This window comes from Caldicellulosiruptor kronotskyensis 2002 (genome assembly GCF_000166775.1).
In the GTDB taxonomy this organism is placed as follows: Bacteria; Bacillota; Thermoanaerobacteria; order Caldicellulosiruptorales; family Caldicellulosiruptoraceae; genus Caldicellulosiruptor; species Caldicellulosiruptor kronotskyensis.
Map to the genome: position 1 here is coordinate 944,202 of NC_014720.1, position 22,118 is coordinate 966,319.

Genomic DNA, 22,118 nt, shown 5'->3' on the forward strand with positions numbered 1-22,118 from the left:
TTAAAATGGCTGAGAAAACAAAAGAGATTATAAAAGAATTAAATTCGCAACTATTGAAAAAAGATTTTAAGAAGATTTACCTTTTTTATGGACAAGAAATATTTTTGATTGATGAATATACCAAGCGTTTTAGCCATGCCATAGTTGGTGGGAATTTGAACAACATAGTAAGATTTGACGGCGAAACTGCAAATTATAACGATATAATAAACGAAATGTTTTCAATATCTTTTGATTTAGAGCCAAGAGTGCTAATCTTTAAAAACTTTTTCAAGTATGCATCTACAAACTCCAGCTTAAATCTTTCTTCTATCATAGATAATCTCAAGAATTTTAAAAGTGACAGTACTTATATAATCTTTAAAGAATACGAAACAAAAGAAAACAAGTTATTTTCCGGCCTCAAACAAATAGCATTTTCTGCGGAGTTTGTGCAGCCTTCTATGCCAGATTTAGTAAAGTGGGTTCAAAATGTAATGTCTAAAGAAGGAAAAACAATCTCAGATAATATGGCCCAGGAGATTATTCTTCATTACAACAAAGATATGATGCTTATTTATAACTATTTACAAGTTCTCATTTCATATCTTGGCAAAAGAAGCAAGGTTACTCATGATGATATATTAAAGACCTTGACAGACAACCCACAAGACCATATATTCCAGATGCTTGATGCTTTTGCGACAAAAGATTTAGAAAGTGGGTATAAGTATTTAAGAGAGCTGTATCAGCTCAGGACAAGTGTCAGCAAGATTTTGGCTTTGATTTTGCGACATTTTAAGATACTTGGGATGTTAAAAGAGATGCAGGAGACAAACAAAAAACAGATTGCAAAGCAGCTTGGCATTCTAGAGTTCTTTGTTGACAAGTACAAAAAACAAGCAGAAACCTTTACCCTTGATAAAATAAAAACTATAATTCAAAAGACCATAGAATGCGAGTACATGATAAAAAGAGGGCAAATTGATGATGAGACAGCGCTTGAAATGCTTTTGTATCAAATTGTAAAATAAAATATAAAAAGGCTATCCATTTGAAAGTGACTGGACAGCCCTTTTTTATTATTGAGCTTTTGATTCTGGCTGTGGTGAAGACAGAGCAGCGTACTTGTTGATTAGTTTCATAAGTCTTGATTTCTTTCTTGAAGCATTGTTCTTATGAATTACGCCTTTTGCAGCTGTTTGGTCAATGAGCTTTGCAGCTTTTGAGTAAAGTTCTTTTGCCTTTTCGATGTCACCGCTAAGCAGTGCTTTTTTGACCTCTTTTATAGCCTTTTTCATTTTAAATTTTTGAATCTTATTTTCAATAGTTCTACGTCTTATAACCTTTATCTTCTTTTTAGCAGACTTTGTGTTTGCCAAAACTTTTCACCTCCACTCAAAATTTAAGACTAATTGCTATTTTATCACGACAAAAACAAAATTGCAACAGCTCAAAGTAGCAAAGAAAATAAAGCAAAAGGCAAGGATTTTACCTTGCCCTATTATAGTCTTAAAGACTCTATCACACTTTTTATTACCTGAGCAGAGTTTTTGAGCTTTTCTTTTTCCTCATCTGTCAGAGGAATATCAAATACTTTTACAACTCCACTTTTGTTGACAATTGCAGGAAGGGAAATTGCAACGTCTTTTACACCATATACGTCATCAACTATTGATGATACAGGTAGTATAGAATTTTCATCTCTGATTATAGCTTCAACAATTCTTCTAACAGCCAATGCAATGGCGTAATATGTTGCTCCTTTTCTTTCAATTATTTCATATGCAGCGTTTTTTACTTTATTAAATATTTGCTCTTTTACTTCAGGTGAGCAATTTTTCCCGCACAATAGACACTCCTGCATAAAATTCACGCCGCCTATGTTTGTAAGAGACCAGGCAGCAATTTCACTGTCTCCATGTTCACCCAATATATATGCATGAACATTTCTCACATCAACCTGGCAGTGCTGTGCCAAAAGGTATCTGAATCGCGATGAGTCTAAGACTGTTCCAGAGCCTATAATTTGATTTTTTGGCAGACCTGAAACTTTATACATTACATACGTGAGAACATCAACAGGGTTAGTGACCATTAAAAGTATTGCATCCTGCGTATATTTGATAATATTTTCAACTATCGACTTTGTAATTTGTGCATTTTTATAAGTCAAATCAAGCCTTGTTTCACCAGGCTTTTGGTTGGCACCAGCAGTAATTATTATTATATCAGCATCTTTGCAATCCTCATAATCGCCTGCCCATATCTTGACGGGTTTTACAAATGATATTCCATGATTTAAATCCATTGCTTCACCTTCGGCTTTTGCACGGTTTACGTCAATTAAAACAAGTTCTGTTGCAAGCCCGGCATCTACAAGAGCAAAAGCAGTTGATGCGCCTACAAAGCCAGTTCCAATTATAACAATTTTACCCGGTTTTCTCATAAAGTTTTTCCTCCCAAGTCAATTTGTTTTCTATCATAATTTTACCCTCAAAAGGATAGTTCAAAACAAGCAAAAATTTTTATGCCGTTTAAGAGTATAAATATTAATGAACCAAATGTACTAAAATGAAGACTTTAAGATATTAACCTTCATTTTAAGCAATGCACCAGCCAGAAATTTAAGAAAAACTTTAATAAGTATAAACAAATACATGCATACAATTCAAACGATTGACAAAAAATTGATATTTTCAGAAAATTAAACGCACATAAATGTATTGATTATACAAGCATATAGTGCTATAATTATCAACGTGAATTTTGAAATAAATAATTTTATAAATATTCAAACAATTGCATAAATGTGCAGAGGATGCTTTATAAACTAATTACTAAAGGAGAGATATTACGTGGCAAGATACATAATCAAAAGGATATTGTGGTCTATTGTATCGTTATTCGTAATAATTACAGTAACATTTTTCCTTATGAGAATGATACCAGGTGGTCCGTTCACAGGTGAAAAGACTTTGCCTGAGCAGATTTTGCAAAACCTGAACGAAAAATATGGACTCAACAAACCACTTGCAGTCCAGTATGTTAAGTATTTAAATAGCCTTTTGCACGGCGATTTGGGAATCTCAATGAGAAATCAGGGCAGAACTGTCAATGAAATTATCGCAGAGACATTTCCTGTTTCTGCAAAGGTAGGTATTTTAGCGATAATCTTAAGCCTGTTGATAGGGATACCTCTTGGTATTTGGTCAGCTGTGCATCAAGGAAAGTGGCAAGACAATTTGTCGATGGTGATAGCTACAATTTTCATTACAATACCTGGATTTGTGCTTGCTGTGATTTTGATGTATATCTTTGGCGTAAAGCTTCAGCTTGTTCCTATTATGGGGTTAGATGAGCCAAGAAGCTATATTCTACCTGTTGTGACTCTGGCAGCATATCCAATATCCTTTATTGCAAGGCTTATTCGAAGCAGTATGCTTGAAAGTTTATCACAGGACTATATAAGGACTGCACGAGCGAAAGGACTTTCAGATTTCATAGTCATATACAAACATGCTCTGAAAAACTCTTTGATTCCTGTTGTAACATACTTAGGTCCTTTAATTGCAGGAATACTCACTGGTAGTTTTGTTGTTGAAAAGATTTTCTCAATCCCAGGAATGGGGAGGTTCTATGTTGATAGTATATCTAACAGGGACTATTCGCTTGTGATGGGAACCACAATATTTTATGCAGCATTTTTGATATTTATGAACCTAATTGTTGACATTATCTACGTATTTATAGACCCGCGTATAAAACTTGAGGACTGATTTTAAGGGGGAAAAGAAGATAATGGAGAATATATCAAAAGAGCTTTTTGTTCCGGTTACAAAAGAAGAAAGACAGCAGGAGACTATTGTCAGGCCAAGCATGAGCTACTGGCAGGATGCATGGAGAAGACTTAAGGCTAATAAAGTAGCAATGGCATCAATGTGGGCAATAGTATTTTTTGTATTGCTTGCTATTATTGGTCCGATTGTTATGCCATATAGATATGATCAGCAAATTAGAGGGCATGAAGCCTTGCCGCCATCGCTTACTCATTTATTTGGAACCGATGAGCTTGGCAGAGATTTGTTTGTAAGATGCTTGTATGGTATGAGAATCTCTCTTTCCATAGGGATTGTTGCCACAATTATAAATATTGTAATTGGTGTTTTATATGGAGGAATCTCAGGTTATATAGGTGGCAAAGTGGACAACATAATGATGAGAATAGTTGATATCCTGTACAGTATACCTTTGATGATTTACGTAATTCTTCTTTCAGTATCGTTAAAGCCTGCTTTGGAAGATCTTTTTGATAAGTATTCATTTTTGAGCGGACTTCAGACAGTGGGTGCACCACTTGTTTGTATATACATTGCATTGGGACTTACTTACTGGATTTCGATGGCGAGGATTGTGCGTGGCGAGATACTCAGCCTAAAACAGCAAGAGTATGTTACAGCCGCAAAGACAATTGGTGCAAGTGGTTGGAGGATTTTGCTCAGGCACCTGATTCCAAACAGCATGGGGTCAATTATAGTCACTGCTACACTGCAGATTCCAAGTGCTATTTTTACTGAGTCTTTCTTGAGCTTTATTGGTCTTGGTGTTGACGCACCTGTTCCATCGCTTGGTTCTTTAGCATCAGACGGTGTGAATGGCTTTATATCGTATCCATATAGGTTATTTTTCCCATCGCTTTTGTTGTGTTTGATTATACTTGCATTCAACTTATTTGGGGATGGGCTCAGAGATGCACTTGACCCACGAATGAGAAAGTAACTTTTTTTCAAACATAATTTTCCAGAATTTGAGGTGAAAAGAATTGGCTGAAAAATTGTTAGAAGTAAAGAACCTAAAAACATCATTTTTTACACATGTTGGAGAAATAAAGGCAGTAAACGATGTTTCGTTTGATGTATATGAGGGGCAGACTGTAGGTATTGTAGGTGAATCTGGAAGCGGTAAAAGTGTTACCTCAATGTCCATCATGAGACTTATTGCACCGCCTGGAAAAATAGTTGACGGTCAGATTATATTTGAAGGTAAGGATATACTGAAGCTTTCTGAAAAAGAGATGAGGGACATAAGAGGAAACAAAATCAGTATGATATTTCAGGACCCGATGACCTCATTGAATCCTGTTTTTACAATTGGAAATCAGCTAATAGAAGCAATAAAGATACACAACAAAGTTTCAACAGCTCAGGCTAAAAAAAGAGCGGTTGAGATGTTAAAATTAGTTGGTATTCCGAGTCCTGAGCGAAGACTTTCGCAGTACCCTCACGAGTTTTCTGGTGGTATGCGCCAGAGAGTTATGATAGCAATGGCTCTTTCGTGCAACCCAAAACTTTTGATTGCAGATGAGCCAACAACTGCGCTTGACGTTACAATCCAGGCCCAGATATTAGACCTTTTAAAAAAACTTCAACAGCAGCTTAAGATGTCAATTATACTTATTACTCATGACCTTGGTGTTGTGGCAGACATATGTCAAAAGGTAATTGTAATGTATGGTGGAATTATTGTAGAGGAAGGAACTGTTGATGATATATTTTACAACCCAAAGCATCCGTATACATGGGGGCTTTTGAGGTCTGTTCCCAAGATGCATTTAGGGCTTAAAAAAAGGCTTGTGCCAATAGAAGGACAGCCACCAGATTTATTAAAGCCGCCGAAAGGATGTCCGTTTGCGCCAAGATGTGAATATGCAATGAGAGTGTGTTTGGAAGTAAGACCACCACTTTTCGAAGTTGAGGATGGCCATATGTCAAGGTGCTGGCTTAATCACCAGTATGCTCCGCAGAGCTTGCTGGAAAAGGCAAAAGCTGCAAATGAATAAGCAAGTTGCAATTTTAGAGGTAGGTGGAAAAGTTGAATGAGGTTTTGATTGAAGTAAAAAATCTAAAAAAATATTTTCCAGTAAAGATGGGATTGGGGAAAAAAGCGTATATAAAAGCGGTGGATGATGTAAGCTTCTTTATAAAAAAGGGTGAGACACTGGGACTCGTTGGTGAAAGCGGCTGCGGTAAGTCTACAACAGGAAGAACCATCATAAGGCTTTATGAGCCAACAAGCGGGCAGATTATATTCAAAGGAGAAGATATAACAAAAAAGGACATGCTTCCTTATAGAAAATCCATGCAGATGATTTTCCAGGACCCGTATGCCTCACTAAATCCAAGAATGACAGTTGGTGATATTATAGGCGAGCCGCTTGAAATACACAATATTGCTAAGGGGAATGAAAAAAAGGAAAGGGTTCAAGAACTCTTAAGACTTGTAGGACTCAGTAGTGAACACGCAAGCAGATATCCGCACGAGTTTTCTGGAGGACAGAGACAGCGAATTGGAATTGCAAGGGCTTTAGCTGTTGAACCTGAATTTATTATATGCGATGAGCCTATTTCGGCACTTGACGTGTCTATTCAAGCACAGATTGTAAACATGTTAGAGGATTTACAACAGCAACTTGGTTTGACATATTTGTTTATTGCACATGATTTGTCGATGGTAAAACATATAAGCAGCAGAGTAGGAGTAATGTATTTAGGAAAACTTGTAGAACTTGCAGAAAGTAATGAACTATACAGTAATCCTTTGCATCCGTATACACAAGCACTGCTTTCTGCAATACCAATACCTGACCCGAAAATTTCAAGGGAAAGAACAAGGATTATATTGGAGGGTGATGTTCCAAGCCCTCTAAATCCTCCAAGTGGTTGCAGGTTTAGAACAAGATGCAGGTATGCGTTTGACAGGTGCAAAGAGGAAGAACCAGTACTTAAGGATGTAGGTTCTGGTCATTACGTAGCCTGCCATTTGATGGACAGAAAATAAGGCAGGCTGCGTAAAGATATATAAAAAATTTTATTTGAGGAGGAGAGTGTGTATGAAGAAACGTATTATTGCTGCCTTTATTTTGGTTGTGTTCCTTGTGACAGGGTTATTTCTGAGCTCAAATTACAGAGGTGCAGAAGCTGCTTCATCAAAACAGGTTTTCACTTACATCAATGGTGCTGAACCAAGATACCTTGACCCAGCACTCAATACTGCCGCTGATGCTGCAAATATTATAATCAACGTTTTTGAAGGTTTGACAAGAGTAAATGTAAAGGGCGAAACTGTTCCTGGCATGGCTGAAAAATGGACAGTTTCAAAGGACGGACTTACTTATACATTTTATATAAGAAAGAATGCAAAGTGGTCAGATGGAAAACCTGTTACAGCATACGATTTTGAGTATGCATGGAAAAGAGCTTTGGACCCAAAAACAGCATCTGAATATGCATACCAGCTTTTCTATATCAAAAATGGTCAGAAATTTAATGAAGGTAAAGCAAAAGCGTCTGATGTTGGGGTAAAAGCTTTGAATGCTACAACTTTACAGGTTACTTTGGAAGCACCTACGCCATACTTCTTAGATCTAACAAACTTTCCAACATACTTCCCAGTAAGAAAAGATATAGTTGAAAAGTATGGTGACAAATGGGCAACAGATCCAAAGACGTATATTGGTAATGGTCCATTTATTATGACAAAATGGGTACACAAATCATATATTGAGTTTAAGAAGAATCCAAATTACTGGGATGCAAAATCTATAACACTTGAAAAGATTGTATACAAGCTTTCGGAGGACGATAAAGCAAACCTTATGGCATATGAAGCTGGTCAGGTTGACGGTGCAGAGTCTGTGCCAACTGACGAGATTCCAAGATTAATTAGAGAAAAGAAAATGAAGATATGGCCACTCCTTGGCACATATTACTATGATGTAAACTGTAAGGTAAAACCATTTAATGACAAGAGAGTAAGACAAGCTCTTTCGCTTGCAATTGACAGAACATACATCGTAGAAAATATTGGTAAGCTTGGACAAAAGCCAGCCACAGGCTTTGTGCCATATGGTATAAAAGGTATTTCTAAAGGTTTTAGAGACGAATCAGGACACTTTTTACCAGTAAAAGCTGATTTAGCAAAAGCAAAGAAACTTTTAGCAGAAGCTGGATATCCAAACGGAAAAGGCTTCCCAGAAATAGAGATTATCTATAATACAAGCGAAGGACATAAGAAGATCGCTGAAGCTATTCAAAATATGTGGCAGCAACTTGGGATAAAGGTAAAACTTTCTAACATGGACTGGAAAGTTCTGTTAGAAAGAAGACACAAGAAAGACTACATGGTTGCAAGAGACGGCTGGCTTGGCGACTATGTTGATCCAATGACATTCTTGGACTTGTTCACATCATACAGCGATAACAACAACACTAACTGGAGCAATCCAAAATATGATGAGCTTGTAATAAAAGCAAAGAAGACCTCAGATAGAAAGCAGAGAATGCAGTATATGATGCAGGCAGAGAAGATTTTGATGCAAGACTATGCAATTATTCCAATTTACTTCTATGTAAAAGGTCATGTACTCAGAGACTATGTAAAGAACTATTACATTTCTCCGCTTGGATTTAACTACTTCATGTATGCTAAGATTGAAAAGTAAACTAAAGCGAAGTAAAATAATAAGGGAAGGGCAAATGAAGAATTTTTTGCTCTTCCCTTTTTGTTTTGAAAAAATACACTTTTTTGGGCAGGTGAGATGAGCAATGAGAACTGCTTTAGAACTCAAAAAAGCTTTACTGATACTTACTCTTGCAAGTTTTTTGATGCTTATTGTGACAGGGTGTTCAAGCAGTCAAGATGACATAAATAAAAAAGTTAGAATTGTACTTGTTGGAAATTTCATTGGTGATGAAAACGCTCAAAAGCTGATTTCAGAGCTTGAGAAAAAATCTGGTGATCAAGTTTACATTGATCAGATACTTTACACAGGAAACACTCCTAAATCCGAGCAGGAGTTTGCGTTTATGCAAAAACTTATGGTTATGCTTGCTGCAGGTGAGGGTGATATTTATATTCTTGACAAAAAACTATTTACAAACTATGCCCAAAATGGAGCGTTTTACTCCTTAAAGTCTTTTGTGAGCAAAAATAAACTGGATAAATTTGTGGATGATACATGCTATGTTAAAGAGAAGGATAGATCAACAAAAGATTTGTATGGTATCAAAGCAGACCAAGTTTTATTGCTCAAAAAATATGGTTTTGAGACAGAGAATAAATATATAGCTGTCTATGTAAGAAGCAACAAATTCTCACGTGCACAAAAAGTCATGTTAGCTCTTTTAAATAGCAAGTAAATACCCTGCCAAAAGAAATATACCGTAGAAGATACTGTTTTCTGATGCATCAAAGTATGGTGAGTGCAAAGGATTTTCTCCTTTGCTTTTTTCTTTTATACCGAGCCTGAAATAAACCGAAGGAACTTTTTGACAGTAAAATGCAAAGTCTTCCGCTGTAAAGCTTGGGATTGCTTTTTTTACATTTTCAGGACCAAGAAGTTTTTTTGCTACATCAATGAATTCTTCTGTAATTTGCTGGTTATTTATTAAAGGTGGATATTGGAATTGATAATTGATATTTACCTGACAATTATATTTTTGTGCAGAAGATTTTGCAAGGTTTTTTATGTTTTTGCAGATAAAATCCTGCATATTGCTATCAAATGTTCTTACAGTTCCTTTTATTTTACATGTTTCTGAGATGACGTTAAATGTTTCTCCACTGTTTATTGAAGAAAACGAAATGTGAAAAGGAGATAGTTTGTTAGAAAATGCACTGAAGAAGTTGTTGCTGCTTTGAATAAAATCAACAGCAGGATAAATTGGATTTTTAGTTACTTCTGGCATTGCAGCATGACCGCCTTTTCCAATAAACTCAATCTCAAAATCATCCACGCTTGCCATGATAGCTCCACTTGAAATCTCAATTGTTCCAACATCAATGCCTGGCCATACGTGAAGTCCTAAAAGTTTTGTGACTTTCGGATTTTCAAGTCCTCCCTCTTCAATTACTCTTTTTGCACCTCCTGGACCTTCCTCAGCAGGCTGAAATATAAACTTGACACATCTTTCAAAGCCCATGTCAACAAGAACCTTTGTTGTCCCCAGTACCACTGCCATATGAAAGTCGTGACCACAGCAGTGTCTTGGTTGACCTTCCACCAAAATAGCGTCCATGTCGCTTCTTATTCCAATACATTCTTCAGACCTATTTATAATTCCAATAACGCCTGTTTTTGCTATTGGAAAGTTTTCAATGCCCCACTCTGAAAGTCTTTCTGTGATATATTTTTGTGTCTTATACTCTTCGTACGAAAGTTCGGCGAGTCTATTTAAATCTCTTCTGATGCTAATGAAAAGCTCCATATTTTTTCTGATAGTATCTTTAAGTTTTTCAGCACAAAACTCCACTTTTCATACCTCCTCTTTTTGGTAAGCTGAATTCAAAACCTTTTGAATTTTCTGCATGGCTATTTGAAGCTCATCTTCTTTACAATCTAAAAAACTTATTCTGAAAAAGTTTGTAGAGGCAGGTTTGTGATAAAAACATGTATGGGGCTGCACTAAAACCCTTTGTGTTTTGAGTTTGTTATAAATAGTAGCAGATGATATCGTTGGTGGAAGGTAGAAAGAAACAAATATTCCCTGAACATCTTGAGTAAACAGCCTGTCGTCTATTTGCAGGTCTTTTGCCAATCTTAAAAATAGCTTTTGTCTTTGGTTTATGTATGCTTTCAAGTTTTCTATGTGCTTGTCAAAGAAGTTTTTCAAAAAATAATAAAAAGATACCTGTATCAAAAGCGATGTTGAGATATCTGCCATTGACTTGTAGTATGCAACCTCTTCGGAAAGATGCCTTGGTGCCACAACAAATCCAATTCTCAGTGCGGGCATTGTAACGGTTGAAAAGCTCTTTATGTAAAATACCCTGTCGTATTTGTCATATGCTTTGATTGGTAAAATTCCTTCATCCACCCCTATATCGCTTAAAAAATCATCTTCAATGATATAAAAATCATATTTTTGTGAAATCTCACACAGATACTCCTTGTACTCTTTGCTGTATGAAACCCCGGTTGGATTTTGCGAAAAAGGAATAATGTATATGGCCTTTGGTGAAAACTTTTTAATGTAATCTTCTACATTTAGCATCTGGTCAATGTCAATACTAACGATGTTCAGGTGCATATTGCTAAATATATGGTATGCACCAAGGTACGATGGGTTTTCCAAAAATATTGTATCGCCGGGCTTTAAAAAACTTTTTGTTGTAATCTCAATTCCCTGCTGAGCACCTGATACAACTGTGAGCTCTTGAGGGCTTGTAACAATCCCAAGCTTTTTAAGATATGTCTCTACCAAGTACTCCTTTAGAGGATTTTTAAAATGTTCAATATAATCGAAAATCTGCGGTGAATACTCTTCAATTGCGCAGTTTAAAGAATCTTTGAACCATTCGATAGGATATAGGTTATATGGAAGCTTTGATGAAGCCAAATTGATATAACCTTGAGCATCTACAAGGTTTTCTTCCTCAAAAATGATTTTATCTTGATACTCACTGTATACAACGTAATAACCACTTCCAGGGGTTGCTTTGATATAGCCTTCATTTTCAAGCTTGCTCAGCGCCTTTGTAACAGTTGAAAGATTCACATTTAACATCTTGCAAAGATTTCTCACAGACGGAAGCCTCTGCATATAACTAATCTCACCTGACAAAATCTTTTGCTTTATATCTTCATAAAGCTGAAGGTAAAGAGGCTTTTTTAAATTCTTGTCAATCTGTATCGATACACTCATCATTCATCCCGTCTTTACACACAGTTTATTTTAATTATAATAAAGTGGACAAAAGACTTCAACAAATTATATCGATACGGAGGTGCTAAATTATGAGCGAGGTTGTAAATGAGAGATATGAGCTCAACAAAAACCTTGCGCAGATGCTAAAAGGCGGTGTCATCATGGATGTGACATCTCCAAAAGAGGCTGAGATTGCTGAAAAAGCAGGTGCTGTTGCTGTTATGGCTCTTCAAAAAGTTCCGGCAGATCTGCGCAAAGAAGGCAAAGTAGCAAGAATGGCTGACCCGAAAATAATATTGGAAATTAAAAGTGCTGTTTCAATACCTGTTATGGCAAAGGTAAGAATTGGACACTTTGTTGAGGCACAGATTTTAGAAGCACTTGGTATAGATTATATTGACGAAAGTGAAGTTTTAACTCCTGCTGATGAGGAGCATCACATTGACAAGTGGAAGTTCAAAGCTGCGTTCGTGTGCGGTGCAAGGGATTTAGGCGAAGCTCTGAGGAGAATTCAAGAGGGAGCTTCTATGATAAGAACAAAAGGTGAGGCTGGGACAGGAAATGTAGTTGAGGCGGTAAGACACCTTCGCAGAATAAATAAACAAATTAGCTATGCTGCATCGCTAAATAGAGATGAGCTTTATGCATATGCAAAGGAACTTGGAGTGTCCTATGAACTTTTGAAAAAAACAGCCGAGCTCAAACGTCTTCCTGTTGTCAACTTTGCAGCAGGAGGAATTGCAACACCAGCCGATGCAGCTTTGATGATGCAGCTTGGTGCAGATGGCGTATTTGTCGGCTCTGGTATTTTCAAGTCCAAAAATCCAGAGAAAAGAGCAAGGGCAATTGTGATGGCAACAACATATTACAATGACCCAAAAATCTTGGCAGAAATATCATACGACCTTGGCGAAGAGATGGAAGGTATAGATTTGAGAAGTCTTTCTGAGCATGAACTTTTGAGTCTCAGGGGGAATTAAAAATTGAAGACAATAGGAGTATTAGCTTTTCAAGGCGGAGTTATAGAACATGTGAAAAAGATAGAAGAGCTTGGGGCAAAGCCTCAGCTTGTCAAGAAAAAAGAGGACTTAAAAAACCTTGATGGTTTAATTTTGCCTGGAGGAGAAAGTACTACAATTGGAAAATTTTTGATTGAAACAGGCTTAAAAGATCAGATTTTAAACTTAATATATGAAGGTATGCCAGTTTGGGGAACATGTGCAGGAGCAATTTTGCTTGCTAAAAATATCAAAAATCAAGGAAGTGGAGTTCTTCCCACACTTGACATATTGATAGAAAGAAATGCCTATGGAAGTCAGCTTGATAGTTTCAAAAAAGAAGTTTTTGTGCCAAAGTTTAACATAGTTACAGAGTGCGTTTTTATAAGAGCTCCCAAGATTGTTGAAGTATCAAAAGATGTTGAGGTCTTAGCAGAGCTTGAAACTCCAATTGCAGTTTTGCAAAAAAATATCTTGGCTACAACATTTCATCCGGAGCTCACATCTCAAAATTATTGGCATTCTTTCTTTGTGGAGAATGTGGTAAAATAATTTCTAAAGGTTTTCTTTTTCTTTCTCTTTTTTTCTTTTAACACTTTCTATTGGTTCAAAAAACAGACAAAAATCAGTACAGTATTTTGATGGTGGACAAACGTGAGTTTTTAAGCAGTATCCTTCTTTTTGATATTTGCAGGGATACCAGCAGCTTATAAAACTCATGTTTAGTCCCTCCTTTCATTTATATTTTTTGCTGTTTTTCAAGCAAAAATTATGCAATATTTAACTTAGAAGGGGAAAATAGTTTATGATATTTAATATTGGTATTGATGTTGTTGAAGTGGACAGATTCAAAGATATGAAGAGATTTGATGAATTTTTAAAAAGGGTGTTTACTTCCTGTGAGCTTGAATATATAAAACAGAAAAGATATAATCCTGAGACAATAGCAGGGTATTTTGCTGCAAAAGAAGCAGTTGCCAAAGCACTTTCAACAGGAGTTGTTTTTTGCTTTAAAGACATAGAAATACAAAAAGGAAAAACTGGTTGTCCAATGGTGAAGCTTTATAACAGGGCAGAGGCTCTTTGTTTTGATCTTGGAATTAAAAATATTGTGGTGAGTATATCTCACCAAAAATCGGTTGCAGTTGCAGTTGCCATTGCTGAAAAATAAAAAAAAAGAAGGGATGATAAATGTTTGTTTTGACCTCATCCCAGATGAGGGAAATTGACAGGAAAGCTTCGCAAGAAATAGGGATACCTGAAGTTGTGTTGATGGAGAATGCTGGTTTTTGTGTTTTTGAAGAGATAAGAAAGGATTTTGAAACTCTTGATGACAAAAACATTGCAGTTTTTTGCGGAAAAGGCAACAATGGCGGTGATGGATTTGTTGTTGCAAGGTATCTTGCCCAGGTTTGTCCAAATGTAAAGGTATTCTTATTCGATGAGAATGTGACTTTGACATCCAAAGTTTTCCTTGATATATTGAAAAGGCTGGAAGTCGATGTTAGCATTTTGTCAGAAGAACTATTATTATCTCTCAAAACCCAGAGATTTGACATAATAGTTGACGCAATCTTTGGAATAGGTCTTTCAAAAGACATTGATGGGCTTTATAAAAAGGCAATTGAGTATATAAATGGTAGCAGTGCTTGTGTATATTCGGTTGACATTCCAAGTGGAATTTGCTCTGATTCAGCTCAAGTTAAAGGCTGTGCTGTTAAGGCTAACAAGACAGTAACGTTTGTTTACCCTAAGATAGGGAATATTTTGTACCCAGGTAGCTATTATTGTGGAAAGGTAATTGTTAAAGATATAGGTATCCCTGAAAAGATTATCAAAGATATCAAGGTAAAAATTCTAACAGCCGAGGATTTAGATATATCCAAATTTTACAGGTTTCCCGACTCTCACAAAGGCGATTATGGCAAGGTGGGAATAGTTGCAGGGTCAAAGTATTATCCTGGTGCGGCGGTTTTATGTAGCAATGCTGCACTGCAAAGCGGCTGTGGACTTTGCTACTTAATAACACCCCAAGAAGCGCTTTATTTTCAGAATTTAAGAAAACCGGAGATAATAGTGCTGCCTGTTGATGGCAAAGAAGGTGTTATATCTTTTGATGGTTTTGTAAAATTTGACGAATACCTTGCCAAGTTTGATGTTTTGGGATTTGGCTGTGGGCTTACGAAGAATGAAGAAGTTGAAAAGATATTGATTCATATTTTAGAAAATTTCCAAATACCTATTGTAATAGATGCAGATGGACTAAATACTCTGTCATCAAGCCAAAAAGCAAAAAAACTCTTGGCAAACTATAAATCTCAAAAAGTTTTAACCCCACATTATATGGAAGCTGCAAGGATTCTTGGCGTTGATGTAAAAGATGTTGCTAAAAGTCCAATTGATGCTGCCACAAAGATTGCAAGTGAATTTAGAGCTATATGCGTACTAAAAGGTTCAAGAACAATAATAACAGACGGAGATGAGGTTTTTATAAATGTTCTTGGCAATCCTGGCATGGCAAAAGGCGGAAGCGGAGATGTTCTCACGGGTATTATTTTGTCTATGATTGCTCAAGGGTATTCTGCTTTTGAGGCGGCAAAACTGTCGGTATATCTTCATTCTCTTTCGGCAGATATCTTGCTTGAAAAAAAGGCAATGCAGACAATTTTGCCCTCAGATATTATAGAGGGGTTGGACAGTGCTATTAGGAGACTAATTGAAGGTTAAATATAAAAAATGAGGTTTTTGTCTAAAAAACTCTGGCTGTGTATAGTAGTTATGCTGCTTTTTGAACTTTCCGGATGCAAAAATACTGTTCAACGTCCTGCTTTAAAAATTTTTCCCGACTATATTGCAAAAGGTTATGTGGAAATCTCTTCAAAAGATGGTGTTTCAAAGTACTCGTTTTTAGAAAAGAGAATTGATGGGAGGGTTGAGGCGGAGTTTGTAAAAGGCACAAGACAAATAAAATTGACAAAAGAGGACGGAAATGTTTTGATGGATGGCAAAAACATAAAAAGTATTGCCCAGGACATATTTTTGGACTACTATATAGATAAGCTGATAAATGCCGAAAAGTACTCAATTGTAGTTCAGCAGAATCAAACAATTGTCACATTGGAGCTGAAAGGTGATATAAGGTACCTTCACTTCTACTTTATAAACGGAGAACTGGAAAAGATAGGAGTAATATACCAGGATAAAAGGTTTATGAAAACCATTTATTTGACGGAATATAAAAAGTATAGAAAGGGATGAACAAATTGTCGCTCTACAACAGAGTTTGGGCAGAGATTGATCTTGACAATTTGGTGTACAATCTTGAAAACATCAAGAAAAAGATTTTACCCCAAACTCATATAATGGCAGTGGTGAAGGCTGATGCATATGGGCACGGAGCGGTTGAAATTTCAAGAGTACTTGTAAAAAATGGTGTTAGTATGCTTGCTGTGGCAATAATTGACGAGGCATTGCAGTTGAGACATTTCAATTTTGATGTTCCAATTTTAATTTTAGGTTTTACTCCTTTTGAACTTTCTGAGCAGGTTGTTGAAAACGAGATAAGCCAAACAGTTTACACGTATGAGCAGGCATATTATCTTAGCCAGGCAGCACAAAAGATAGGAAAAAAAGCCAAGATACATATCAAAGTTGATACTGGAATGGGAAGAATTGGATTTTTGTGCTGTGAACAGAGCGTAAACACCATATTAAATATTGCTAAGCTGCCGAACATCGAACTTGAAGGAATATTCTCTCATTTTTCATCTGCAGACGATCCAGATTCGGATGATTTTACGCATGAGCAGTTTATGAAATTTGAAAACTTTGTGAAAGAACTCAATAAAAATGGGGTATACTTTAAATATAAGCACATTGCAAATAGCAGTGCGGCAATCCGTTTCCCCCAGTATCAACTTGATGTTGTAAGGCTTGGTCTTATCCTATACGGGCTTTATCCAAACAGTAGCTTGAAAGAGCACATAAGTATCAAGCCTGTGATGTCTGTCAAGGCAAGAGTTATCAATGTAAAGGAGGTGCCGGAAGGCTTCCCAATAAGCTACAACAGAAGGTATATAACTACACGCAAAAGCAAAATTGCCACCATACCTATCGGTTATGCAGATGGTTTTACGCGCGTTGGAAGCAGTCAAAGACATGTTCTCATAAAAGGTGAGTTTGCCAAGGTTGTTGGGAGTATATGTATGGACCAGTGCATGGTAGATGTGACCGATATTGAGGATGTGAAGATTGGCGATGAGGTTGTCATTATAGGAAAACAAGGAAAAAATGAGATTTTGGCTGACCATTTGGCTGAGCAGATTGGCACTATAAACTATGAGGTTGTGTGTTCGTTTAGCAAGCGAATTCCACGGGTTTATATAAAGGATGGGCGAGTTGTCAAAATATTAAACTATATCTTATGAAAAATTTACATTGATTTATCCTTTTCAAAAACCGTATAATGATAATAAGCTCATCCGCTTATTCCTACATGTTTTTTATATTTTGTTTTGCAAGGGGGAAATGAGATGCCGCAAATACGATTTGTGAAATTCCTTTTGCAGTATAAAAGTAATTCTTATGATGATAGTTTTATGAGGACAGCTATTGAAAAAAGAAAGCTGAAAAAGATTGAAAGAGAACTTGAAAGTTGTTATAAAAAGTATGCAGAGCTAAATAGAAACATTGCAAACGAATGGCTTGCACTTGACTTTGAAGGACTTTTAAAATATGAGAATATAATTTACGATGATTTTGGGTATGATTTTTATAGAATAGAAGAAAGTAGGGTAGCGGAGAGTGGAGAAAGTGATACAGCAAAATCAAAATCAACCACCACTTGAAATCAAAAGGGGAGACATATTTTATGCTGACCTTGCTCCACATGTTGGTTCTGAGCAGGGCGGCATAAGACCAGTTCTGGTAATTCAAAATGATATAGGGAACAAATACAGCCCAACTGTGATTGTGGCTGCGATAACTTCACAGATTGGCAAAGCTAAATTTCCAACGCATGTTGAGATTCGTGCGGGTGAGTTTGGTCTCAGCCGTGACTCTGTCATTTTACTTGAGCAGATCAGAACAATTGACAAAGTGCGGCTCAAAAATAAGGTTGGCAAGCTTTCTGATGAGGTCATGGAAAAAGTAAACCAGGCAATTCTGATAAGCCTTGGGCTAATAGAATGGACAGCGGAGGGATATGATTGGAAAAAGAAAGAAGGCGCAGGTTTAAAAAAGGCGTAAATTTTTTGATACTTGTTCTGGTCGCAGGAGTGCTGAGCATGGGGGTTATATTTGCATCTACACAGTCAATTGACAGCAATGCTCTTGTCACATACGGTTTTTTAAAAAAGCAGGTTGACCAGTTAAAGGCGTACATAGACAATAAAATAAATGAATTAGATAAGAAAATAAAGGATACAAATATTTCTTCAGGGCAAGCACAAGATATTTCAAAGTTGCAAAGCCAGCTTGCCAATTTATCTTCCGAGATTGAAAAACTAAAGAAGCAAACTACGCAGCTTGATACCAAGCTTAAAAACGTCTCAGGTTCTTCAGTAGTAAAAAAGAGCGATTTTGTATACACCAAAGGTTACGAGGTTATTAAGGTACCAAAAAGCAAGACCATCTTGTTTGATGCATCAACAGAGTTTGTGGTGCGGGTTGGAAAAGCTATTTCTGTTGTGCCCAAAGGGGCAACAATTATTGATTTGACAAGCGCAAAAGATGTGGGAGCAAACCAGCAACTTTTATTTAACCATTTTTATTTAGTGGCAAGAAGCGATGGTAGAGGATTCAAAGCACTTGATGATGTGTGGGTAATTGTAAATGGTGGGTACAAAATCAAATAACAAAGGGGAAGAATATTATGAAAATAGATATTTTAGCGGCGGCGACAGCCGGTTTTTTGTCTTTTTTCTCACCCTGTATTTTGCCGCTTATACCTGTGTATGTTCTATATCTTTTTTCTCAAAAGGGTAGCAGGTTAAAAAATAGCCTTTTGTTTGTTCTGGGATTTTCAATTGTCTTTGTTGTACTTGGAGTGCTTGCTGCAGCGGTAGGCAGTGTTTTTTCTGGGTACAGTTTTCTGCTAAAAAAGATAGCAGCAATAGTTATTGTTTTGATGGGTCTGGTGATGCTTGACTTGTCACCAGATTTTTTAAAAAGGATTTTTATACCTATACAGGGTAAAGGTAATTTGGATATTAATGCTTCACCGTTGATTTTAGGAATGGTTTTGAGCATAAGCTGGACACCCTGTGTAGGACCAGTTTTGACGTCTATTTTGAGCATGGCGGCTATTTCAAAGACTCTTTTAAAAGGAGCGATGCTGCTTTTTATCTATTCGATAGGTTTTGCCGTGCCGTTTTTGATCTCAAGCTTTTTAATAGACAGGCTAAAAGCTTTTTTTGGCATGTTGAATAGGTACAGCAGGGCAATAGAGTATTTTACAGGTGCGCTTTTGATTGCATTTGGCATGCTTGCGTTTTTTGATAAGATAAATTTCTTCAGGTAGAAAATAGAAAAATTCAAAAAGAGGTGAATATTTTATGTTGAATAATAGAATCAAAAGTGTTATCTTTATATTGATAAGCGCCATTTTGATTGGGCTTTTAGTATACCAGATTATGTCGCGCTCAAAAGAGAATGCAGCTGCCGAAGGTATAGTTAATTTCAAGCTTGTATCAGTGGATGGCAAAGAGTATTCATTATCAGATTTTAGGGGCAAAAAGGTTGTGCTCAACTTTTTTGCAACATGGTGTCCACCCTGCAGGGCTGAGATACCCGATTTTGAAAGATTCCATCGCGAAAACAAAGATGTTGTTTTGATTGGCATTAATATTCAAGAAGATAAAGCAACAGTTGAGGAATTCTTAAGTTCAATGGGAATTACGTACCCAGTACTTCTTGACAGGGATGGGAAGGTTTCTGCACAATTTGGGATTGAAGGAATACCCACAACATTTTTGATTGACGAAAATGGAAGGATAATAGCGAAAAACGTTGGTATGATGACTTATGAGCAGCTTAAAAAATTTGCTGGAAAGTAAAAATACTTCGAAAAAAGGGAATGAAAAAGGATGCTGTATGGTGAGAGGCTTCTTTTTGGGGATATGTGGGTTGAAGTTAATGGTTCGATTGCTTCGGTAGGTATAACTAAAAATTTGGAGATGGAGCTTGGTGACATTGTGATGTTTGAGTTTTTCAAGACGTCAGGGTATATTCAAGAAGGAGAGGAGTTTGCAAGAATTGAGTCAATCTACAAGACGTACACTTTGAAATCCCCAGTGAGTGGTTATATAAGGTGGGTAAACCGTGAGCTTCCTTTTGATCCTACTTTATTAAATTTATTACCAGAAGAAACAGAAATAATTAGTATAGACATCCAGCAACTTGTGTGATATAATAATGCAAGCAAATTATTACATACAAAGGGGTTGAATATGCTGATGAAGTTTTCTAAAAAGTTAGTTGCAATAGTTGTTTTAATTGCATTTGCGGTAGCTTTAATTCCATTTTATTCTCATGCTGCCGACTTTCCTGTCACAGTCAAGGATGGAAAAGGATATAGCATAACTGTAAAACAGAAACCTCAAAGGATTTTGTCGCTTGCGCTTCAGACAGATGAGATTTTGCTCAATATGGTGTCTGCTAACAGAATTGTTGGGCTTTCTATATTTGCTGATGACAAGAACAATTCGAATGTCGTAAATCTTGCTAAGAATGTAAAAGGCAGATATTCGAGCAACGACATTGAAAAGATAATTGCGGCAAAACCTGACCTTGTGATAGTACCTTATTACATTGACAAGTCAAAGTACGACCTTTTGAAGAAAGGTCTTAAGTGTCCTATATATGTCAGCTTAAATCCAAATTCGATTGTAAATATCAAACAAGAGATTATAAATCTTTCAAAGCTAACTGGTGAAATCCAGAAAGGTCAGGCTCTTATAAAGTACATGGACGATAAAATTAATTTTGTGCAAAAAAAGGTAAAATACTTGAGAAAAAAGAAGTATGTGCTCTTTTACACATACTATTTCAACTCAACATATGGCAAAAATACAACCCAGCATGAGATAGCAAAGTATGCAGGGGTTATAAATATAGCAGCTGTTGCTGGATTGAAAGGCTGGCCAACTATCTCAAAAGAACAGATTTTGGAGTGGGACCCGGACATCATTGTTATTCCATCTGCGTCGTACAATCCAAAAAAGACTTCTCAGCAGTACGTAGAGGAGTTCAAAAAAGACCCTGCTTTCAAAAACCTGAAAGCTGTGAAGAACAACAGCGTAATTATTCTTGATGATAGGCACGTTCAAACAGTTTCGCACTATATTGTTGAAGGTATTTATGACTTGGCAAAAGCTGCATATCCGTATCTTTTCAAATAAGGCTTTTATAAGTGGTGGTACAGTTGAAAAAGGTTTTGATTATTTTAGCTCTTCTGCTTTTGACAGTATTTATAATATCCATAGGGGTGGGAAGTGTTTTTATCCCTCCCCTTCGTGTTTTAAAGGCACTTTTATCGCTCATAGGTATAAGTTTTGGTCCTGCGAATGATATGGATTTGACAATTGTCGGGCAAATAAGACTTCCAAGAATAATAATTGCCATGATTGTTGGGATGAGCTTGAGCATAGCAGGTGCGCTTGTTCAAGGACTTTACAGAAATCCCATGGCAGACCCAGGAATTATCGGAACGTCAAGCGGTGCAAGTTTTGGTGCTATTGTTTGCATAGCCTTTTCGCTTAACACCATAAACATATTTTATTTACCATTGTTTGCTTTTGCAGGTGCGTTTTTGATTTCGTTTTTAGTGTACAGGCTTTCAACCAAGAACAACAAAACGCCCATTACAAGCCTCATTTTAATTGGTATTGCAGTTTCAACCTTTGTGTCTTCCATAAACTCTTTGATTCTTTCAAACATAAATCAGTATCAGGTAAGCGAATATATATTTTGGATGCTCGGTAGTTTAGACGGTCGAAGCTGGGTGCATGTGAAGATTAGCTTTGTTCCTCTTTGTATTTTGATACTGTGCTCTTTGCTATTTGCAAAGAGGATAAACATTTTGATACTTGGAGAGGAAGAAAGCTTTACAATTGGGGTAAATCCAGAAAAGCTGAAAAAAACCTTGCTTTTTCTTGTTTCGCTCATAACGGGGATAGCGGTTTCTGTCTCAGGACCAATCAGCTTTGTTGGGCTAATTGTCCCCCACATGCTCAGACTCATTGTTGGAAACGATTATAGAAGGCTGATACCTGCTTCGGTTCTGAGTGGTGGAATATTTTTGATTGTGTGTGATACAATTGCAAGAGTATTGTTTTCACCAGTTGAAGTAAAGGTTGGGGTTATAACCTCTTTAGTAGGGGTACCATACTTTCTGTACCTTCTGAAAAAGAGTGAAAATGAGGTGAGTGTATAGAAT

The 22,118-nt window shown here is 36.6% G+C and carries 26 protein-coding genes; 21 read left to right on the forward strand and 5 right to left on the reverse strand.

All coding sequences use genetic code 11. The features are described from left to right. Positions 1-5 precede the first annotated feature (5 nt). Complete coding sequence (gene holA / locus CALKRO_RS04010) at positions 6-1,013, forward strand: DNA polymerase III subunit delta (protein ID WP_013429821.1); 1,008 nt, start codon at positions 6-8, stop codon at positions 1,011-1,013. Between the two features lie 48 nt (positions 1,014-1,061). Here the strand turns inward: holA and rpsT are convergent, their stop codons facing one another. Further along, positions 1,062-1,361 carry a 30S ribosomal protein S20 gene (gene rpsT, locus CALKRO_RS04015; RefSeq protein ID WP_013291003.1) on the reverse strand — a complete coding sequence of 100 codons (300 nt, stop codon included), beginning with the start codon at positions 1,359-1,361 and terminating at the stop codon, positions 1,062-1,064. A 122-nt stretch (positions 1,362-1,483) separates the two neighbouring features. Continuing rightward, positions 1,484-2,428 (reverse strand): L-lactate dehydrogenase, encoded by a 945-nt coding sequence (locus CALKRO_RS04020; RefSeq protein ID WP_013429822.1) that lies wholly within the window; start codon positions 2,426-2,428, stop codon positions 1,484-1,486. A gap of 409 nt (positions 2,429-2,837) precedes the next feature. Here CALKRO_RS04020 and CALKRO_RS04025 point away from each other — a divergent pair, with 409 nt between their 5' ends. From CALKRO_RS04025 to CALKRO_RS04050, 6 genes are all read left to right on the forward strand, one after another. Then, complete coding sequence (locus CALKRO_RS04025) at positions 2,838-3,758, forward strand: ABC transporter permease (RefSeq protein WP_013429823.1); 921 nt, start codon at positions 2,838-2,840, stop codon at positions 3,756-3,758. A gap of 22 nt (positions 3,759-3,780) precedes the next feature. After that, positions 3,781-4,758 (forward strand): ABC transporter permease, encoded by a 978-nt coding sequence (locus CALKRO_RS04030; protein ID WP_013429824.1) that lies wholly within the window; start codon positions 3,781-3,783, stop codon positions 4,756-4,758. 43 nt (positions 4,759-4,801) lie between these two features. Next, positions 4,802-5,818, forward strand: a complete 1,017-nt coding sequence (locus CALKRO_RS04035; RefSeq protein ID WP_013429825.1) for an ABC transporter ATP-binding protein — start codon at positions 4,802-4,804, stop codon at positions 5,816-5,818. Positions 5,819-5,850: 32 nt separating this feature from the next. Then, positions 5,851-6,816: an ABC transporter ATP-binding protein gene (locus CALKRO_RS04040; RefSeq protein ID WP_013429826.1), complete on the forward strand. Its 966-nt coding sequence runs from the start codon at positions 5,851-5,853 to the stop codon at positions 6,814-6,816. Positions 6,817-6,868: 52 nt separating this feature from the next. Further along, positions 6,869-8,479 (forward strand): peptide ABC transporter substrate-binding protein, encoded by a 1,611-nt coding sequence (locus CALKRO_RS04045; RefSeq protein WP_013429827.1) that lies wholly within the window; start codon positions 6,869-6,871, stop codon positions 8,477-8,479. A 103-nt stretch (positions 8,480-8,582) separates the two neighbouring features. Continuing rightward, on the forward strand, positions 8,583-9,176 hold the full coding sequence (locus tag CALKRO_RS04050; protein WP_013429828.1) for a hypothetical protein: 594 nt from the start codon (positions 8,583-8,585) through the stop codon (positions 9,174-9,176). Here the strand turns inward: CALKRO_RS04050 and CALKRO_RS04055 are convergent. Together CALKRO_RS04055 and CALKRO_RS04060 are read right to left on the reverse strand one after the other, a co-directional pair. Further along, positions 9,162-10,289, reverse strand: coding sequence for a M20 family metallopeptidase (locus CALKRO_RS04055; RefSeq protein ID WP_013429829.1), 1,128 nt, complete (start codon positions 10,287-10,289; stop codon positions 9,162-9,164). The two genes, CALKRO_RS04050 and CALKRO_RS04055, sit on opposite strands and share 15 nt — an antisense overlap. Before the next feature lie 3 nt (positions 10,290-10,292). Further along, on the reverse strand, positions 10,293-11,681 hold the full coding sequence (locus CALKRO_RS04060) for an aminotransferase-like domain-containing protein (protein WP_013429830.1): 1,389 nt from the start codon (positions 11,679-11,681) through the stop codon (positions 10,293-10,295). Positions 11,682-11,773: 92 nt separating this feature from the next. Between CALKRO_RS04060 and pdxS the strand changes: the two genes are divergently transcribed. Together pdxS and pdxT are read left to right on the forward strand one after the other, a co-directional pair. Further along, positions 11,774-12,664, forward strand: a complete 891-nt coding sequence (gene pdxS, locus CALKRO_RS04065; RefSeq protein WP_013429831.1) for a pyridoxal 5'-phosphate synthase lyase subunit PdxS — start codon at positions 11,774-11,776, stop codon at positions 12,662-12,664. 3 nt (positions 12,665-12,667) lie between these two features. Further along, the gene (pdxT, locus tag CALKRO_RS04070; protein ID WP_013429832.1) at positions 12,668-13,234 is read left to right on the forward strand and encodes a pyridoxal 5'-phosphate synthase glutaminase subunit PdxT; all 567 of its coding nucleotides are present in this window, start codon (positions 12,668-12,670) and stop codon (positions 13,232-13,234) included. A gap of 3 nt (positions 13,235-13,237) precedes the next feature. Here pdxT and CALKRO_RS13665 read toward each other — a convergent pair whose 3' ends face one another. Further along, complete coding sequence (locus tag CALKRO_RS13665) at positions 13,238-13,402, reverse strand: hypothetical protein (protein WP_013429833.1); 165 nt, start codon at positions 13,400-13,402, stop codon at positions 13,238-13,240. A gap of 85 nt (positions 13,403-13,487) precedes the next feature. Between CALKRO_RS13665 and acpS the strand changes: the two genes are divergently transcribed. The 12 genes from acpS (at position 13,488) to CALKRO_RS04130 (ending at position 22,115) form a co-directional block, all read left to right on the forward strand. Next, positions 13,488-13,853 (forward strand): holo-ACP synthase, encoded by a 366-nt coding sequence (gene acpS, locus CALKRO_RS04075; protein ID WP_013429834.1) that lies wholly within the window; start codon positions 13,488-13,490, stop codon positions 13,851-13,853. A 20-nt stretch (positions 13,854-13,873) separates the two neighbouring features. Next, positions 13,874-15,409 carry a bifunctional ADP-dependent NAD(P)H-hydrate dehydratase/NAD(P)H-hydrate epimerase gene (locus CALKRO_RS04080; RefSeq protein WP_013429835.1) on the forward strand — a complete coding sequence of 512 codons (1,536 nt, stop codon included), beginning with the start codon at positions 13,874-13,876 and terminating at the stop codon, positions 15,407-15,409. 9 nt (positions 15,410-15,418) lie between these two features. Further along, positions 15,419-15,940: a hypothetical protein gene (locus CALKRO_RS04085; protein ID WP_013429836.1), complete on the forward strand. Its 522-nt coding sequence runs from the start codon at positions 15,419-15,421 to the stop codon at positions 15,938-15,940. Beyond that, positions 15,937-17,109 carry an alanine racemase gene (gene alr, locus CALKRO_RS04090; RefSeq protein ID WP_013429837.1) on the forward strand — a complete coding sequence of 391 codons (1,173 nt, stop codon included), beginning with the start codon at positions 15,937-15,939 and terminating at the stop codon, positions 17,107-17,109. Before CALKRO_RS04085 ends, alr begins: the two co-directional genes overlap by 4 nt. A gap of 105 nt (positions 17,110-17,214) precedes the next feature. Continuing rightward, positions 17,215-17,529 carry a hypothetical protein gene (locus CALKRO_RS04095; protein WP_013429838.1) on the forward strand — a complete coding sequence of 105 codons (315 nt, stop codon included), beginning with the start codon at positions 17,215-17,217 and terminating at the stop codon, positions 17,527-17,529. Beyond that, a complete protein-coding gene (locus CALKRO_RS04100; RefSeq protein ID WP_013290985.1) occupies positions 17,486-17,929 on the forward strand; it encodes a type II toxin-antitoxin system PemK/MazF family toxin in 444 nt (147 codons plus the stop codon). Before CALKRO_RS04095 ends, CALKRO_RS04100 begins: the two co-directional genes overlap by 44 nt. Next, positions 17,890-18,537 carry a hypothetical protein gene (locus tag CALKRO_RS04105; protein ID WP_013429839.1) on the forward strand — a complete coding sequence of 216 codons (648 nt, stop codon included), beginning with the start codon at positions 17,890-17,892 and terminating at the stop codon, positions 18,535-18,537. Before CALKRO_RS04100 ends, CALKRO_RS04105 begins: the two co-directional genes overlap by 40 nt. Positions 18,538-18,554: 17 nt before the next feature. Beyond that, positions 18,555-19,202 (forward strand): cytochrome c biogenesis CcdA family protein, encoded by a 648-nt coding sequence (locus CALKRO_RS04110; protein WP_013429840.1) that lies wholly within the window; start codon positions 18,555-18,557, stop codon positions 19,200-19,202. 34 nt (positions 19,203-19,236) lie between these two features. Then, positions 19,237-19,737, forward strand: coding sequence for a TlpA family protein disulfide reductase (locus tag CALKRO_RS04115; protein ID WP_013429841.1), 501 nt, complete (start codon positions 19,237-19,239; stop codon positions 19,735-19,737). Positions 19,738-19,767: 30 nt separating this feature from the next. Next, on the forward strand, positions 19,768-20,088 hold the full coding sequence (locus CALKRO_RS04120) for a glycine cleavage system protein H (protein WP_013402811.1): 321 nt from the start codon (positions 19,768-19,770) through the stop codon (positions 20,086-20,088). A 42-nt stretch (positions 20,089-20,130) separates the two neighbouring features. Beyond that, on the forward strand, positions 20,131-21,081 hold the full coding sequence (locus CALKRO_RS04125) for an ABC transporter substrate-binding protein (RefSeq protein ID WP_013429842.1): 951 nt from the start codon (positions 20,131-20,133) through the stop codon (positions 21,079-21,081). A gap of 14 nt (positions 21,082-21,095) precedes the next feature. Beyond that, a complete protein-coding gene (locus CALKRO_RS04130) occupies positions 21,096-22,115 on the forward strand; it encodes a FecCD family ABC transporter permease (protein WP_237699144.1) in 1,020 nt (339 codons plus the stop codon). The last annotated feature ends 3 nt before the right edge of the window (positions 22,116-22,118 follow it).